The sequence below is a fragment of the Thiothrix caldifontis genome, from assembly GCF_900107695.1.
In the GTDB taxonomy this organism is placed as follows: Bacteria; Pseudomonadota; Gammaproteobacteria; order Thiotrichales; family Thiotrichaceae; genus Thiothrix; species Thiothrix caldifontis.
In genome coordinates, this window is record NZ_FNQP01000032.1 from 1 (window position 1) to 16,333 (window position 16,333).

At 48.0% G+C, this 16,333-nt stretch carries 14 protein-coding genes; 7 read left to right on the plus strand and 7 right to left on the minus strand.

The window, feature by feature from the left end:
- Positions 1 to 386: 386 nt before the first annotated feature.
- Genes BLV87_RS16875 through dapA form a run of 3 tightly spaced genes read right to left on the minus strand, consistent with a single transcriptional unit; the run spans position 387 to position 3,168 of the window.
- A complete protein-coding gene (locus tag BLV87_RS16875) occupies positions 387 to 1,151 on the minus strand; it encodes an MBL fold metallo-hydrolase (RefSeq protein WP_175518020.1) in 765 nt (254 codons plus the stop codon).
- A complete protein-coding gene (gene bamC / locus BLV87_RS16880) occupies positions 1,151 to 2,257 on the minus strand; it encodes an outer membrane protein assembly factor BamC (RefSeq protein WP_175518022.1) in 1,107 nt (368 codons plus the stop codon). Before bamC ends, BLV87_RS16875 begins: the two co-directional genes overlap by 1 nt.
- A 29-nt stretch (positions 2,258 to 2,286) precedes the next feature.
- Positions 2,287 to 3,168, minus strand: a complete 882-nt coding sequence (gene dapA, locus BLV87_RS16885; RefSeq protein WP_093070581.1) for a 4-hydroxy-tetrahydrodipicolinate synthase — start codon at positions 3,166 to 3,168, stop codon at positions 2,287 to 2,289.
- Between the two features lie 80 nt (positions 3,169 to 3,248).
- Between dapA and BLV87_RS16890 the strand changes: the two genes are divergently transcribed.
- From BLV87_RS16890 to BLV87_RS16900, 3 genes are read left to right on the plus strand one after another with little or no spacing between them, the layout of a single operon-like run.
- Positions 3,249 to 3,722, plus strand: a complete 474-nt coding sequence (locus BLV87_RS16890; RefSeq protein WP_093070582.1) for a peroxiredoxin — start codon at positions 3,249 to 3,251, stop codon at positions 3,720 to 3,722.
- A 41-nt stretch (positions 3,723 to 3,763) separates the two neighbouring features.
- Positions 3,764 to 5,185, plus strand: a complete 1,422-nt coding sequence (locus BLV87_RS16895; protein WP_093070584.1) for a PhoH family protein — start codon at positions 3,764 to 3,766, stop codon at positions 5,183 to 5,185.
- Between the two features lie 13 nt (positions 5,186 to 5,198).
- Entirely contained in the window at positions 5,199 to 5,801 is a 603-nt protein-coding gene (locus BLV87_RS16900; RefSeq protein WP_093070586.1) for a DedA family protein, read from the plus strand.
- On the opposite strand, the gene BLV87_RS16905 is transcribed toward BLV87_RS16900, so the two are convergent.
- Positions 5,798 to 6,688, minus strand: coding sequence for a LysR family transcriptional regulator (locus BLV87_RS16905; protein WP_093070587.1), 891 nt, complete (start codon positions 6,686 to 6,688; stop codon positions 5,798 to 5,800). The two genes, BLV87_RS16900 and BLV87_RS16905, sit on opposite strands and share 4 nt — an antisense overlap.
- 103 nt (positions 6,689 to 6,791) lie before the next feature.
- Between BLV87_RS16905 and BLV87_RS16910 the strand changes: the two genes are divergently transcribed.
- The 3 genes from BLV87_RS16910 to BLV87_RS16920 are packed head-to-tail and all read left to right on the plus strand — an operon-like array spanning position 6,792 to position 8,628.
- Complete coding sequence (locus tag BLV87_RS16910) at positions 6,792 to 7,487, plus strand: pirin family protein (protein ID WP_093070589.1); 696 nt, start codon at positions 6,792 to 6,794, stop codon at positions 7,485 to 7,487.
- A 10-nt stretch (positions 7,488 to 7,497) separates the two neighbouring features.
- Entirely contained in the window at positions 7,498 to 8,046 is a 549-nt protein-coding gene (locus BLV87_RS16915; RefSeq protein ID WP_093070591.1) for a cytochrome b, read from the plus strand.
- A gap of 21 nt (positions 8,047 to 8,067) precedes the next feature.
- Positions 8,068 to 8,628, plus strand: a complete 561-nt coding sequence (locus BLV87_RS16920) for a YceI family protein (RefSeq protein ID WP_093070593.1) — start codon at positions 8,068 to 8,070, stop codon at positions 8,626 to 8,628.
- A 54-nt stretch (positions 8,629 to 8,682) separates the two neighbouring features.
- Here the strand turns inward: BLV87_RS16920 and BLV87_RS16925 are convergent, their stop codons facing one another.
- The gene (locus BLV87_RS16925) at positions 8,683 to 10,866 is read right to left on the minus strand and encodes a patatin-like phospholipase family protein (protein ID WP_093070594.1); all 2,184 of its coding nucleotides are present in this window, start codon (positions 10,864 to 10,866) and stop codon (positions 8,683 to 8,685) included.
- A 149-nt stretch (positions 10,867 to 11,015) separates the two neighbouring features.
- On the opposite strand from BLV87_RS16925, the gene tnpC reads away from it, so the two are divergent.
- Positions 11,016 to 11,924 carry an IS66 family transposase gene (gene tnpC, locus BLV87_RS16930; protein WP_281241355.1) on the plus strand — a complete coding sequence of 303 codons (909 nt, stop codon included), beginning with the start codon at positions 11,016 to 11,018 and terminating at the stop codon, positions 11,922 to 11,924.
- A gap of 98 nt (positions 11,925 to 12,022) precedes the next feature.
- Here tnpC and BLV87_RS16935 read toward each other — a convergent pair whose 3' ends face one another.
- Both BLV87_RS16935 and BLV87_RS16940 read right to left on the minus strand, forming a co-directional pair.
- Entirely contained in the window at positions 12,023 to 13,321 is a 1,299-nt protein-coding gene (locus BLV87_RS16935; RefSeq protein ID WP_093070596.1) for a glycoside hydrolase family 15 protein, read from the minus strand.
- Positions 13,322 to 13,345: 24 nt separating this feature from the next.
- Positions 13,346 to 16,063, minus strand: a complete 2,718-nt coding sequence (locus BLV87_RS16940; protein ID WP_093070597.1) for a TIR domain-containing protein — start codon at positions 16,061 to 16,063, stop codon at positions 13,346 to 13,348.
- Between the last annotated feature and the right edge of the window lie 270 nt (positions 16,064 to 16,333).

Consider the following 16,333-nt stretch of genomic DNA (forward strand, 5'->3'; position numbering starts at 1 on the left):
CCAGGATCAAACTCTTCAGTTCAATCTTCATCTTTTGAAATTGAAGAGCAAATCCATTGAAATTACGTATACATTACATTAACGTGAACTCAATGGTTGCTTGCTTCTGTGCCTCTCGACACAACCACAAGCCCCCACACAAGTTTTCTGGCTTCTTTTGTTAATCTGCGCACTGCTCTCTAAGCAGCGAGGGGCGAATCTTAAAGGCTTTTGAACTTCGTGTCAAACACTTTTTCAAAATTCTTTTTTCGATCCCGAAAACCGAATAATCACCTAAGTTGTTGATTCCGCTTTCGTTTTAGAGCGTTTCCGCCCTGAGTGAGACGCGCATTATACAGACCAGCAGATGACCGTCAAGCACTTTTGTGAAACTTTTTTGAAAGTTTTTAGTGAATCTCACACCACCCAAGCCCATCCGTTTGATTTGCAAGCTGAATCCAGCCTTGCTCACAACCAACACCCGCACACAACGCTTGATAGGCATAATCCGGCAAGTTGTTATTCTCGCTCAAATGCATTCCGATCAAATGTTGTAACTGGCTAAGATCAAGCTGCTCTAGTAAGTAGGTAGACTGATTATTATCTAAATGCCCGTAACGCCCCGCTACCCGTGCCTTCAGCGAGGGCGGATAAGCACCATTTGCCAGCATCATCGCGTCATAATTGCATTCCAACATAAGCGCATCCAAACGCTGTAGCATTTGCAATATTAACGGCGTGTGACTACCGACATCCGTCAGAATGCCTAACTTACGACAACCGTTACCAAATACAAATTGGCAGGGTTCTCGCGCATCATGAGGAACGGGAAAGGGAATAACTTGCAAGTCCTGGATTTCCAGTGCTTGATGAACATTAATGTAATGCGTGTGAGCGAAGTTGGTATCACGCATAGCATGATAAGTACCCACCGTGAGCCACACAGGAATATTGTAACGCCGGGAAAGTCGCCCCACGCCTGCTGCATGATCGCCATGTTCGTGAGTAATGAGAATTGCCGTTAGAGACTGTGGCGGACAACCAAGACGGTATAAACGCCGCTCAGTTTCACCCAAGGTAAAACCACAGTCCAGCAAAATGCGAGTTTTGCCGGACTCGATGAGTGTACCGTTGCCTTTGCTGCCACTACCGAGGGAAGCAAACCGCAGCATTAGCGCTCAAATTCAGACTTGAGGCGTTCCAGCAATTCAGTGGCTACTACTGGTTTCAATGGGCTGCCGTCAGCGTCACCCACCGTAATCAGGCTACGGTTGCCTGCATCAGAGATTTGCACTTGATATTTGCCGCCAACTTTCAACATGTCTTTATCGGATTTGAGCAAACGACTAAAGAAACCTTGCTTGCTGTCGTTATTATCACCGTCATAACTGGCAAGGTAAACACCATTTGCACGCTGCTGACCTTCGATGCTCATGCCAATCCGCCCCAGCATCACACCGGTACGAATCCAGACATCATTAGCCGCACCACCCACTACCAAACCGGGTTGCCCGCCTTCCAATTGCGTCATGGCGACCGGCACGGCGGTTAAATTAGACTCCGCAACCGGAGCCGCTGCTGCGGTGGCATCACCACCTTGCAGGAAAACCATCAAACGGTTCAGCATTTCTGCTTCCAATTCGGGTCTTGCCGGAGCGTACTGCCATTTTACCCCAGTGCCACTAACGGATTCTTCTGCACGCTCATGGCTAAGGTAGATGTTGGTCGCTTGGGCAGCAGGACGTTCCAACCGAATTTTGAAGCGATCACGACTGCCTGCATCATACATGCCTTCAAACGCCTTACCGATAGTCTTACGAATAAAATCCAGCGGAATTTCAGCTTTGTTTTCGGCCCAATCGGTTTCCATAATGCCCACGCGCGGCTCATCACGTTTGACACCTACCCCCATCGTGCGCCAAAACTCGTGCAATTTCGGCCAGACCGCTTCGGCTGGGGCATTGACTTGCAACCAGCGCACATTGCCTTCACGCATAAGCTGGATAGCGGCATTGGTCGGCAACACCACCGCATTACCTTGTTGCGCCTCACCGCGTGCCAACGCCGCCGCACTCACCGAACCACCCGGAATGGTAGCGTAAGTTGGGTCATAGTCTGGCGTATTCAGATCCGGGGGAACTTCTAGCGAATTAACGCTTTTATTGTTTTTGTAATCCACCCGATCACTGACTGAATCAATGTTCAAGCCGGAGCAAGCAGACAGTATCAGTGCTGAACCGATAACCACCACTGAACGTGACAGAGGAAGTATATTCATGGGACTCATTGTCTATTCCGTTTAGAAAACTAACACTCAATACCGGCTTGACGCATGGCTGCCAGCACTTGGGGCTTAATAGCCTCAGAACAAGGGACAAGCGGTAAACGTATGCCGCGTTCATCCCCAAAACCCATTTTCGCCAATGCCCATTTTACCGGCATCGGGTTAGGTTCAAGGAACAAATCGGTATGCAATGCCGCAAGTGTAGCATTGATACGGCTTGCCGTTTCCCGATCACCGGCTAAAGCAGCGGCACACATTTCATGCATCGCTTTAGGCGCAACGTTGGCAGTGACGGAAATATCGCCTTTGCCGCCCATCAGAATCAATTCCATGGCCGTCGCGTCATCGCCACTGTACAAATCCATACGGTCGCCACAACGCTGTAAAATGTCGGCGGCACGTTCCAGATTACCGGTCGCTTCTTTAATGCCGACGATATTAGGGATCGCCGCCAAACGCTCAACCGTTTCAGGCAACATGTCACATGACGTGCGCCCCGGTACATTGTAAAGAATCTGTGGAATTGCCACGCGCTCGGCAATCAGCTTGTAATGCTGATACAAACCTTCTTGCGTCGGCTTATTGTAGTAAGGTGTCACCAGCAAACAAGCATCTGCGCCGTCTTGCATGGCGATTTCAGTCATTTCAATCGCTTCGGCGGTGCTATTCGAGCCAGTGCCTGCGATGACCGGAATTTTACCCGCCACCAAATCAATCACACGTTTCATGACATGCCGGTGTTCCTTGTAATTCAAGGTTGCCGATTCGCCGGTTGTGCCGACTGCCACAATAGCATCGGTGCCGTTTTCCAAATGGAAAGCCACCAGAGCTTCCAACGCCGCCTCATCCACGTCCCCATTGGCTTTCATCGGGGTTATGAGTGCCACCATACTGCCGCGAAACATGCAAATCTCCAAAAAATAGTTTGACAGCATACTACTGAGGCGGGTAATGAAACACAAGTGTTACACGAAAGGAGAACCTAATGACGACTTTAACCCTCGGTACGCCCGTACCTGACTTCACTCTAGCCGCCACCTCTGACACGACCTTCCGCCTATCCGATTTTCAGGAAAAAGCCAACGTTGTCCTCTATTTTTACCCTAAGGACAGCACGCCCGGTTGTACCACCGAAGGGCAGGATTTCCGCGATGCGTATGCAGAATTCCAAGCCGCCGACACCGTGGTCTTTGGTATTTCGCGGGATAGCCTAAAGTCGCACGAAAATTTCAAAGCAAAACAAGCTTTTCCCTTTGAACTGCTGGCGGACGTGGATGAAATCGCCTGCAAACTGTTCGATGTCATCAAATTGAAAAATATGTATGGCAAACAGGTACTCGGTATTGAACGCAGCACGTTTCTGATAGATAAGCAGGGTGTGTTGCGGCACGAATGGCGCAAAGTGTCGGTAAAAACACACGTTGCGGCAGTATTGGCAGCGGTGCAAGCGCTGGTTTAAACACCTAAAATAATGCTTACAATATGACCTTAAGGAGTATCATGAGTCCAGCACACGCCCCCCATACCCACGTAAACCGCTTATTTGTCCTCGATACTAACGTGCTGATGCACGACCCCACCGCCCTCTTCCGCTTCCAAGAACACGATATTTTCCTGCCCATGGTGGTGCTGGAAGAGCTGGATCACAGCAAAAAAGGCGTGTCAGAAGTGGCGCGTAATGTACGGCAAGTCAGCCGCTTTATGGATGATCTGATTTCCGCTGCCGGTGCCGATGCCATTCATTCAGGCGTACTGTTATCCAGCAACCCGATGTTCGGTAATGGCAAAGCGCCCAGCGGCAAACTGCTGTTTCAAACCGAGGCGCTGAATTATCCTGCCCCAACGGGTTTGCCAGGGGATTCACCCGACAATACCATCCTCACCGTTGCGCTGAGCTTGCGGGACAAATACCCCGAACGTGATGTGATTTTGGTCTCGAAAGACATCAACCTGCGCATTAAAGCCACGATTGTGGGCTTGAAAGCGGAAGATTATTTCAACGACCAAGTGTTGGATGATGCCGACTTGTTGCCCACGGGTTTCCACGAATTGCCCGCCGATTTCTGGGAAGCCCATAACAAGGAAATGGAATCGTGGAAAGAGCACGGGCATACCTTCTACAAACTGTTCGGTCCATTGACGCACGAATGGCTACCGGGGCATTTCTTAGCTTTACCGGGCGATCAACCGTTTCAAGCGATTGTGCGTAAAAAAACGTTCGATCACGTCATTATTGAAACCATCCGCGATTTTACCGAACCACGCCACGCCGTTTGGGGGATTACCGCCCGTAACCGCGAACAAAATTTCGCCCTGAATTTGCTGATGGATCCTGACATTGATTTCGTCACCATGTTAGGCGCGGCTGGGACGGGTAAAACCTTGCTGACACTCGCCGCTGGTTTGGCGCAATTGCTGGATGAACAACTGTACAAAGAAATCATTATGACCCGTGTCACCGTGCCAGTCGGCGAAGACATCGGCTTTTTACCCGGTACGGAAGAGGAAAAAATGGCACCGTGGATGGGTGCGCTCATGGATAACCTCGAAGTCCTCACCCAGCCCAGTGGTGGCAGCAAATGGGGCCGCAGCGCCACCGATGAATTCCTCATGAGTAAAATCAAGATAAAATCGCTAAATTTTATGCGTGGTCGAACCTTCCTGAATCGGTATATCATTATCGACGAAGCGCAAAATCTCACCCCTAAACAGATGAAAACCCTGATTACCCGTGCAGGGCCGGGAACAAAAGTCGTGTGCTTGGGGAATATTGCGCAGATTGATACACCGTATTTGACCGAAACTTCTTCTGGTTTGACGTATGTGGTGGATCGTTTCAAGGGCTGGGAACACGGCGGACACGTCACGCTGCAACGCGGCGAACGTTCACGCTTAGCGGATTACGCTTCCGAGCATTTATAAAAAAGGGTTTTGTATGTTGCACGATTTTATCAACTGGATACTCGCTACGGTTGAAGCTTGGGGCTATTGGGGCATTTTCATTGCAATGGCGATGGAATCAACCGTATTACCCGTGCCCAGCGAACTGGTGGTGATTCCGGCGGGAATGCTGGCTTATCAGGGAAAAATGAGCCTATTCGGGGTCATTATGGCCTCAACGTTCGGTAGTTTGTTGGGCGCAACCATCAACTATGTGTTTGCCATGTGGGTGGGGCGACCATTTTTGGAAAAATACGGCAAGTATTTCTTTGTACGCCCTGCACTGTTACACAAAACCGATGATTTCTTCACCAAACACGGAGCGATTTCGACCTTTACCGGGCGTTTGATTCCGGGGATTCGTCACCTGATTTCGCTGCCCGCCGGATTAGTGGGGATGAATTTTGCCTCATTTGCGTTTTACACCACCGTCGGTGCTGGTTTGTGGTCGATCGTGCTGGCACTGTTTGGCTACTTCATCGGGGGTAGTCAGGAAGTGATTGCCGAAAATAAAGGGCTGATCGTGCTGGGAACCTTGGGCTTTGTCGCTTTAGTTATCGGCGGTTATTACTTCTGGCAAAAACGTAGTGCTGCTTAAGCAATTTGCAGGGCGCTAATCAAAAAATCGACCAATGCCCGCGTCTTTTCAGGCAAAAACTGCCGACTGGGATAAACCGCGTAGACCGATACGGTTTGCGCGGAATAGTCCGGTAAAATCCGCACCAACTCACCCTTTTCCAACGCCGCAATCAATTCAAAGTCAGGCAACAGCGCAACGCCCATGCCTGCAATCGCGGCTTGTTTCAGCACTTCGCCATTATTGGCGCATAATTGCCCGCGTATTTGTACATTGTTGGCGTTTCCGCCGTGATCATAAAGCGTCCAGCCTTCGCGGTGACTGACATTGGTGTAATGCAGGCATTGGTGTTGGGCTAACTCGGCAGGCGTTTGCGGTGTGCCGTGGGTTTGTAAATAGGCTGGTGCGGCGACGGGCAGTAAATAAGCATTTTCCAGTTTGCGAGCCACTAAACGCGAATCGTCCAACACGCCGATACGGATGACCACATCGTAATCACCACTCGCCGCGTCGGTATAAGCATCGTCCAAATGCGCCGTCAGGTGAATGTCGGGGTGTTGCTGCAAAAAGCGAATCAGCAGTTTGGTGAGGCGTACTTTGCCGTAAGTCATCGGCATATTGATGCGTAACTCGCCACTGAGTTTGCCCTGCATTGCCAGCAAATGTTGATCAACGCGGTTCACTTCCTCCTGAACTTCGCGGCAGTGTTGGTAGTAATAATGCCCTGCTTCAGTCAAGGACAGTTGGCGGGTATTACGGGTTAGCAGACGCACACCCAGCTCGGTTTCCAACATTTTCAAGCGTTTGCTGACGGCGGCAACCGTAAGTTCCAATTGATCGGCGGCAGCAGTGATGCTTCCCTTATCAACGACAGCAACAAAATTAGCCATGTAATCCAAGCGACTCATTGTTAACTTCCTGTTGAGAGTTAGTGTAGTTTTCGTGTCTTTATCAAAAACCCATTAAACCCTATCCTTTCACTCAGGTAAAGACAGTTTCAAGGAGTATGTTATGGAACTTATTCGTGCAGATTCACGCGGGGCATTCACCAACGACTGGTTGGATAGCCGCCACAGCTTTTCGTTTAGCGATTATTACGATGCGGAGCGGATGTCTTTTTCATCCCTGCGGGTAATCAATGAGGATTGGGTAGCGGCTAAAGGCGGCTTTCCGATGCACGGGCATCGTGATATGGAAATCGTCACTTACGTGATGGAAGGCGCATTGTCGCACAAGGATAGCCTCGGCAATGGCAGCACAATTCGCCCCGGCGATGTACAGCGCATGAGTGCCGGGCGCGGCATTTTGCATTCGGAATTCAATCATTCGGAAACCGAAGCGGTACATTTGCTGCAAATCTGGTTATTGCCCAAGTTTACGGGGATTCAACCGGGGTATGCGCAGGAACATTTTCCGCTGGAACAACGGCGCGGCAAGCTGCAATTGCTGGTATCAGCGGACGGGCGTGATGGCTCATTACGGATGAATACTGATGCGAATTTGTACGCCAGTATCTTGGTAGCGGACGAACAGGTCACGTATCAGCGCCCGGAAAATCGCGCGATTTATGTGCATGTCGCACGCGGCAGTTTGCAAGTGAATGGCACAGCGTTACAGGCAGGCGATGCACTGCAAATTCGCGAGGAAACGGAATTGCTGTTTGGTACGGCAGATTCGGCGGAATTTTTGGTGTTTGATTTGCCGTAGAAGGTGATTTATGCAGATTGGAAATTCGGAAAAAACTTATGGCCTAGTGTCGATTGCGCTGCACTGGGTAATGGCAGTGGCACTGATAGGGATGTATTTCGTCGGCGATTACATGGTGGAACTGGAGTATTACGACCGCTTGTACCACACGCTGCCGGGCTTGCATAAGGAAATTGGGGTGCTGTTGGGCGCGTTATTGCTGGTGCGTTTAGCATGGGTGACGGCGCAACCACGCCCGCAGATAGTGGGCAATGCACCCGCATTTACCCACACGCTTGGCAAATTGGGACACCTTGCGTTGTATAGTTTGCTGATCGTGATGCTGATCAGCGGCTATTTGATTTCGACGGCGAAAGGGCACGGCATTAACGTGTTTGATTGGTTTGAAGTGCCTGCCCTGTTGCCGCAAAGCAAGGAACGCGGCGAACTGGCGGGCGATATTCACGAAATTGCCGGAATCTTGTTTATTTTACTGGTTGGCGTACACGCGCTGGCTGCTTTCATCCACCATTTTTATTGGAAAGACAACACCTTGACCCGTATGTTGGGCAAGGGTTAATGATACACAAAGGAGATTCACATGAAAAAAGCACTCGCCACCTCACTGTTAGCACTGGGTTTATTCGCAGGCTCCACAGCACACGCGGATGATTACACCATCGACACCGAAGGGATGCACGCTTTCATCCAGTTTCGCATCCAACACTTGGGCTATAGCTGGCTGTACGGGCGTTTTGACAAATTCAGCGGCAATTTCAGCTACGACGAAGCCAAACCCGAAGCCGCTAAAGTGGAAGTGACCATCGACACCACCAGCGTCAACAGCAACCACGCCGAGCGCGACAAGCACTTGAGCAGTGAAGATTTTCTGGACGTTGCTAAATTCCCTGAAGCCAAATTCGTCAGCACCAAATACAGCAGCGGCAAGCTGGAAGGCAATTTAACCCTGCACGGTGTGACCAAACCGATCACGATTGACGTGAAGGAAATCGGTGCAGGTGCTGACCCGTGGGGCGGTTTCCGCCGTGGGTTTGAAGGCAGCACCAAATTTGCCCTCGCCGATTTCGGCATTGAAAAAGATTTGGGGCCAGCGTCCAAAGAAGTCGAGATGATTTTGTCAATTGAAGGCGTGAAGAAGTAACTTTCTTGCCCCCTCGCCCCTTGCGGGAGAGGGGGTTGGGGGTGAGGGGTTTCCCTAAAAATCCCGCCCAAAATTAAAATACGCCTCCTGATCCAAGCCCTGAGTTTTGCGCACCCCAATAAATGCAGGCCCTACGGGTGTTTCCCCGCCCACAAACACCGACCCCGTACCACGCAAATCGCCCAATGCCACATCCTCCGCCTCCTGCCAAGCTTGCCGCGCTCCCACGGATGCGCCCACGTGCACTTTGGCAATCTGTGGCACTTCCGCCAGTTCGCGCATATACGTCAGTGAACCATCCAGCGTGTAATTGCCAATCAACTGGTCATTATCCGTAAACGCCAAGCGCCCGGTCTGCAATGCAGCACCCGTGCTATACAACAAGCCCTCTTCATTATTGGCATTTGCCTCCAGCCGCCCGCTGGCAATCAGACGGTGCTTATCTTTGCTCCACACCTGTTCACGTTCCAACTCAATGCGCGAAACATCCGTGTCACTGCCCAATGCTTTGATGCCGTGTGTATACGTTGCACTCATGCGCCCGCCTTTCGTCGGAAAATTCACCGAATCCAGCGTATCCGCCCGATATTGTAATTTCAGCCCCGCCTCGTTCAACGAATCACCGGGCAGCGTTAAGGTGCCGGTTTTCACTTCCGGTTCAATGCGCTGGAAGAATATTCCGGCACGCGCTTCAGCGCTATTATTGAGCGCTCGCCCAACATCCACTTGAACGCCTGCTTCAGCCGCGCGTAATTCTGCCACTTGCTGCGCCCCATCCAAAATACTGGCATCCCGTTCCTGATACCACGCACGCGGGGCGACAAACGTGGCATTATGATCGTGCAGGGGATGATGCAATTCGGCAGAAGCCAGCATCCGTTCGCCGATCACGCCTTGCAGCCGTAACTCTGTGCCTTGCGCCGTCAGCCCTTGGCGTACGTATTTCACCCCAGCCTGATACCCGGTATCACCGTTGAAATTATCACTCAACGCAAACCCCGTGCTGACCCGTTGCTCACCCTGATCCGCCTTACGCGCCATTACTTTGAGGTCGTAATCACCATCCGGGCGGTGCGTCAAGTGATAGTCCACCAAGCTGAAATACCCCAAGCCATAGACCCGCTCCAGCCCTGCTTGTAAGCGCTGATCGTCCAACACCTCACCGGGCTGGATACCCAGTTGTTGCCGCACCAGCTTATCGCTCAACGATGACTCATTTTCAAGCTGAATTGCTGCCACCCGAATCGGCGTGTCTTGGTTGTTTTGTTGTGCCACTGCCCGCCGAGGCGTTGCCCCCGCAAGTGCCGCCAATTGCTGCAAGGCGGGTAATTGCGCTTGCGCCCCCTGCACCCCCAGCGGAATGGTTTCTTTCACACGATCAAAGGCAAGATTGCCAATCCCCCCTACCGGCGGCTCAATCAAAATATCAACACCCTTACGAATCAGCTTGAGTTGGCTGGCGCTACTTTTGCGCATCAACAAATCCATCGACTGCAAACTAATATCCAGTGCCGAATTCAACTCGCGGTTGGTTTCTGAGGGAATACTGGACACAATCACAATATCTGCGCCCATTTGCTTGGCAATATCCACGGGCAAATTGTTTGACACCAAACCGTCCACCAGCAAACGGTTGTCGATCGTCACGGGTGCAAACAGCCCCGGAATCGACATACTCGCCCGCACCGCCGTTGCCAGATTGCCCTGTTTCAACACCACGACGTCACCCGTGCGAATGTCGGTTGCCACCGCCCGAAACGGGATCGGCAAACGGTCAAAATCACTCACCCGCTCCACCGGCTTCAACAAGCGCCGTAATTCAAACATTAAACGTTGCCCGTCAATCAAACCGCTGGGTAATTTCACCCCGTCTTTGGACACGCCCACGCTGAACGCACTGAAAAAGTCGGCGCTTTGCTGCTTTTGTTGGTAAGACTTGTTTTGGTGGGAAGCATCATCGCGGAACAGGCTGAGCCAATCCAATTCATTCACCACTGTTTCAATTTCAGCGGCACTCATGCCGGAAGCGTATAAACTGCCGACAATTGCGCCCATGCTATTGCCTGCAATCACGTCGATGGGAATATTATTGGCTTCGAGCACTTTGAGTACACCGACGTGGGAAACGCCTGCCGCACCGCCGCCGCCGAGTACCAGACCGATTTTGGGGCGATCTTGAGCGTAGGCGAGATTCGCGCACAAGCACCATGCCATCAATACAGTAAACAATGTTTTCATTATCAACCCTCAAAGTAGCCTATTATTACATTTTCACCACATTGATCTAGCCCAGCAAACCCGGACACCCCAAGAAGTGAGTACACTAGGGAACCTCTAAAAACCCGACGTGTTGCAGCGGTTAGCCTTGACCTAGTGGTCAGTTCCGCCTGTCCATGCGCCAGATTCAAGTCCTGTTGTGGGAAATGTGCCAAGTGCGCTTCAGCACTAGGGCGATCAGTAATGCCCAAGGCAAAGCCATTCCGTGGATGGAGCCGCTATACCGTCAGGTAGGCCAGTATCGCGGACAAGCGGTATGCCACGCCGATGAAACCCGCCATTATCGCGGGACGAACACTTACTGGTTATGGGCATTGGCTGACCATAGCGTGAGTTACTTCATGACCCATTACTCACGCGGCAATGCCGCCGCCGATGCCTTGTTGGGCAGCTTTACTGGCTATCTGGTCACCGACCACTTCAGTGGTTACGGCAACGTCCCACCCGAACGGCGGCAACTGTGTTTGGCGCATTTGATCCGCCACTTCCGCAAAATGGCGGGGCGTTACGGCGAAGGGGGAAGCGTGGGCAAACGCCTGTTGTTACTCGCCTATACCACCGTCCGCACCCATCACTGCTGGCAACAACAACCCGACCAATCCGCCCGCTACCGACGGCGGATACTCCGCTTGCGCCGTAGTTTCCTGGCCACGCTCAACAAGGGGCTGGCCTTGGAGCATTGCAAACGCACCACCAACCAATGCAAGCATCTGCTCAAAGATGAGGCAATGTGCTGGACTTTCCTCAAGGATGACCGCATTCCTCTCACCAATAACCGTGCCGAGCGGGTGATCAGGCCGTATGTGCAATGGCGTAAAACCAGCTTTGCCAGCCCATCGGCACAAGGTGACAGGTTTCGCCCAATGGCGCTGACAGTCTTGGGGACGGCTCGTCAATTGGGGATGAATATTGCGACATTGATGCGGGACGTTTGCTCCCAAGGCTTGGCTCATAAGCCTGTCTCAGTCCGCTTCCCTTTGAGTCAATCCAGTGCCTACAACCCGCTACAGATAGCGTGAACGCTTACGTGTGACCTAGAGTATAAGGAACCCTCAAGACTGTCCTAAATCATTAAACCATTACATAAGCGATTGATTTTAGATGTGAACACTTACGATCACTGTTTGGCTGTCACCTCAAGCTGATGGAATGCCAACATCAGGTTAGCCTGCGTCCACAACAGTGGGGTGGCGTCGTTAGGCCGGTAAGACTTGCCTTTCAGGTAGTAAAGCTCGGGGCATAAAAATTCCTGGAAACCGCTGTCAGCTCCGGTCAGTTGCCCCAATGAGCGGTTAAAATAGTGGATTTGCTTCTTATAATAGTTTTTATCGCCAGTGGCTTCATAATATTTGCCGTAGATAACAGACATAATTGGGTCAAAGATGCACCATTGGGCTTCTTCATCACTTTTCACCAAAGCATCACGTTCTGACATATTTTCACTGACATTAATGGTGCGCTCTTCTGGAGGCAACAATTCATCGTAGTTGGCGCACCAATAGGAATCATTGAGATAACGCTTGATCCCATACGCCCCTTTCAGGTGAATCTCCACATTTTCCAAAATAATCTCTGCAATTTCCTTGGCCACAACATCCAGCGGGTAAATCAGGAACAGCAAAGCGGAATCGTATGGGCGTTCATGTCCTGGCTGGATGCACTCATCAGGCAAAATTTCATTGAGTGCCTGCTTTCCTTGCACAAGTAATCCATTTATCAAACCGCCGTCAATCTCCCTGCCCAGACTAGTGAATGAAGTAACATTATTTTGGTCAAGCAATTGTTGCAATAACGTGAGAGCAGCCACCACCACTCCAATACTGGATGCCTCTACCTTACGCGCCTCTTCCCAATGACCGCTATCTTCATCTTCCCAATAACGGATATTTTCAAAAAACTGCACAAACCAGCCTAAAATATCCCAAGAATCTTTGTCCGGACGAATGTGCCCAGCCAACGCAAGCTTGCAATACAGCCAAAGGAAATACCCTAAGGCATCATTCTGGGCATGAGACCATTCACCTTCTAAGTCTTCCATAGTCTTGCCCTCAAATTTGATATGAGGGCGGTCGTTCACCGTAATGAGTTCTTTACTGGAATGGATTGCTTTTATCCACCTATCGCGTTGTTTCGAGAAGTAAAGCAGTAAAGCCTGAACATTTTTTATCGCAATGTCGATTTGCCCATTCACAAAATGTGCATGGGCAACATGCACATTATCGCGCACCCATATCTTATCGTAACCCGTGTAATCGCCTTGTTTGCTAAGGTGCGCAGCAGGAAACAAGCCACTATCCAACATTGGAAAAAGAAATGTTCCTTTATCAGAGAGGAATTTTTTTATTTCTTTTACACTTGAACATCCATATGAACTATCTGCGTATCTCAGCAAATTATCATTATTAATAATAACCATGAGTAATATCTCCAAATATCAGTATTAGGAAAATCCCTTCAAAGAGCCTTTTGCTTTTCTTGCTTTTCTCAACTCATCCTGGATTTCATCGTAGCATTTTTCGCCCAACTGCTTGCAAAGCTCCCCTAACCTCTCTAGAACACGGCATCTTTCTTCACTGTAACGGTACTCATCATTAAGACACTTGAGGCTTTCTTCATAATTTTTCTTAGCTTCTCCATAGTCACGCTCTTTTTCATGAATTATTCCAAGCCCCATGTAAGAGACGCCCAATTCAAATCTATATGCAATAGAGCTTAATTTTTTAAGACTTTTTAAATAATATTTTTTAGCCTCATCATAACTTCCTTCTAGCCCATGAAGCTCCCCCCTTAGCCTATGAAGCTCCCCCCAACGATTCAATAATTGCCCATACCGTGAATCATCATCACTTTTTCGTTCCTCGCTCAATTTAAAATTTTTATTTGCTTCATTAAAGCTTGAGGTGGATTTATCTTCTTCAAATTTACGGGTGTAAAGCCATCCCAAATTATTGTAAGTTTGGGCGTATTCAGTCTTAATTTCTTTAATTACTTTATCATCGACACCATCCCTATCTTTTTGATCAATAATATCTCTACACAGATCTAGAGCCATTGCATATTTTTTTTCAGCATTAATGTATTTCTCTTTAGCTTCATCAGGTTTTCCTTCAGAATATTTTTCTTTACCTTGCTGTTGTAAGGTAAAGCCCAAACTATTATAAGTTTTTGGTAGTTTATGCCGTCTCTTATCATTTTTATTGTCTTTTAAAACCTCTTGTTGAAGCTTTATGCTCTCATTATAATGCTTGCAAGCCTTTTCAAAGTCTGATTGAAACTGAAAACAAACGCCAAGATCATTATGCAACACAGCTTGTCCCCAGGTATCTTGACGTTTATCTAAAGCTTTGATGTATAAATTTTCACAATCCTTAAGATGCCCTCTTCTAATCATAAACTGCAACACAGAGTCAACTATCTTGAAGAAGGTCTCAATATCATTGTTTTCACAAGAAATCATCGCACAATCATAAAGATTTCGCCATTCGATATCAAACCAATCCAATGCATCACAAATAACTTCTTGAGCATTATCGTCTGAATTTGCAGGCTCAATTATTTCAGCTTGTTTTTCTGCCAAACAAGCTAGCCTTAACGATACTGATTTTAAGCGCTCTTCGTTATCAATCTTCTGTAAAACTTTTTTTCTTACTAAAGGGGCGGCAAAGTAACTACGAGAAATCATGTGATCTTTATGTTCTTCTTTTTTAAGCTTATCTTCTTTTCGCCGTCCTTTTTCCAATAAATCATAATCAATACATTTCTTTACCGCACTTTGCCAATCTGGCACATCACTTATTTCAGAAAGGGTATAAAAGCTACTAACCTCTCCATTAAGAAGGCTGCATAAATTCAATATTTCTTTTGCATCATCATCAAGTCTGTCTTCGTATATTTTATCAATCTCATCCTCCCAGAATCGAATAATCATCTTGTCATCCTTGCTTCTTTTCTTAAAATCATAATCTTTGACTTTTTTAACAAACTCTCTCAAATCAAGATGCGAGTACTTATTCACCAGCTTCTCAATAAGAAATGGCGAGTAGTTAACTTCCTTGCAAATATCACTAATTATTCCTTTGTCAGAAATGTCGGTTTTTTCTGGCCAACACTGTTGAAATAGTATTTCAGCGTCTGAAGATTTAAGCCCATGAATAGATTTACCCTTAAAATCATCAATAAGATCATGCTTATAATTAGCGACCAATAATATATGTGATTTTTTTGAAGCACTTTTCAGCCAGTGAACAATTTTTTCATTAATTGATTCAGTTCTGATTTTATCAATAACAATTAAGCATTTACTAGTCTCCAGATGATCTTCTAAACGTTGCTCACACTCTTTTATTTCAAATTTATCAGATGGCGTTCCCATTAAATGATATAAGATTTGGCGCAAGAATTTTTCATAAATACGAAAATCCTCCTGCTCAAAGTTTATATAAGCTATACCGCCAAGAAAATCATTATTTTGACAAGCCTTATATGCAAAGTACCTAACCACGGTACTTTTTCCATTTCCAAATAGGCCATACACAATTATCCCCCCGCACTTTGACTTTGTTGTTATGTCATGCAACCATTTAACAGTCTCTTCCCTTCCAATAAAACTCTCCGGTGATTCTATGATAGAACCACAATTTTTCGATGTCTGCACGTCCCAAGAAAAAGAATTTAGATCATTTGGGTCGCGATTTTTCAAAATCTCGTCAACTTTTTCTTCAATATCTTTTACAATCTCAGTCCATAATTTATTCCTATTTGCTTCTTCTTTCTCGTGACCGACCCAATTTTCACCTTTCGGCACACATTGTGTATCACCGATCAAACCTTGATAAAGACAAGATTTCAGATATATTCCGACAAGCGCGACATCATGCTCTTTGCGCAGTTCCTTTCCTAATTCAAGTTCGCGATTACAATATTCAGAAGCAACAAAATCAGGCGAAAGCAGAAACAAAATCATGTCGGAACTTTTTAGATTTTTTTGAATTTTAGTATCCCATAATTCGCCTGCTTTTATTTTTGTATCATCCCATACAGTAATTTTTTTTTGACTCACCAAACTACCAAGATGTTTTTTAAACTCTTTAAAACAGCTCTCATCTTCACTGGAATAAGAGCAAAAAATTTTCACTGGCGCGACAGACTGTTCCACCATACAATCCTCCTATAGAAAATAATTTATTATTATTATTGGCTATTTCCCCTCCCCGCTTTTTGAGTGTAGAAAACGTTCTCTGACTTTGCCACAATTTTTTTGCCTGCGCGTGACAAAACATAAGATAACACCTAAAAGCCCAGCAGTTCCCGCTATTCACTCGGACTCCGAGTTTCGTAGACTTGCCATCGCTTTAATTTTTCAGGTAAAAGCCTATCCTTCAAGCTTTGAAAGCCTGCCTGAATGCCGCCAGACCGCCTACAACCCAAC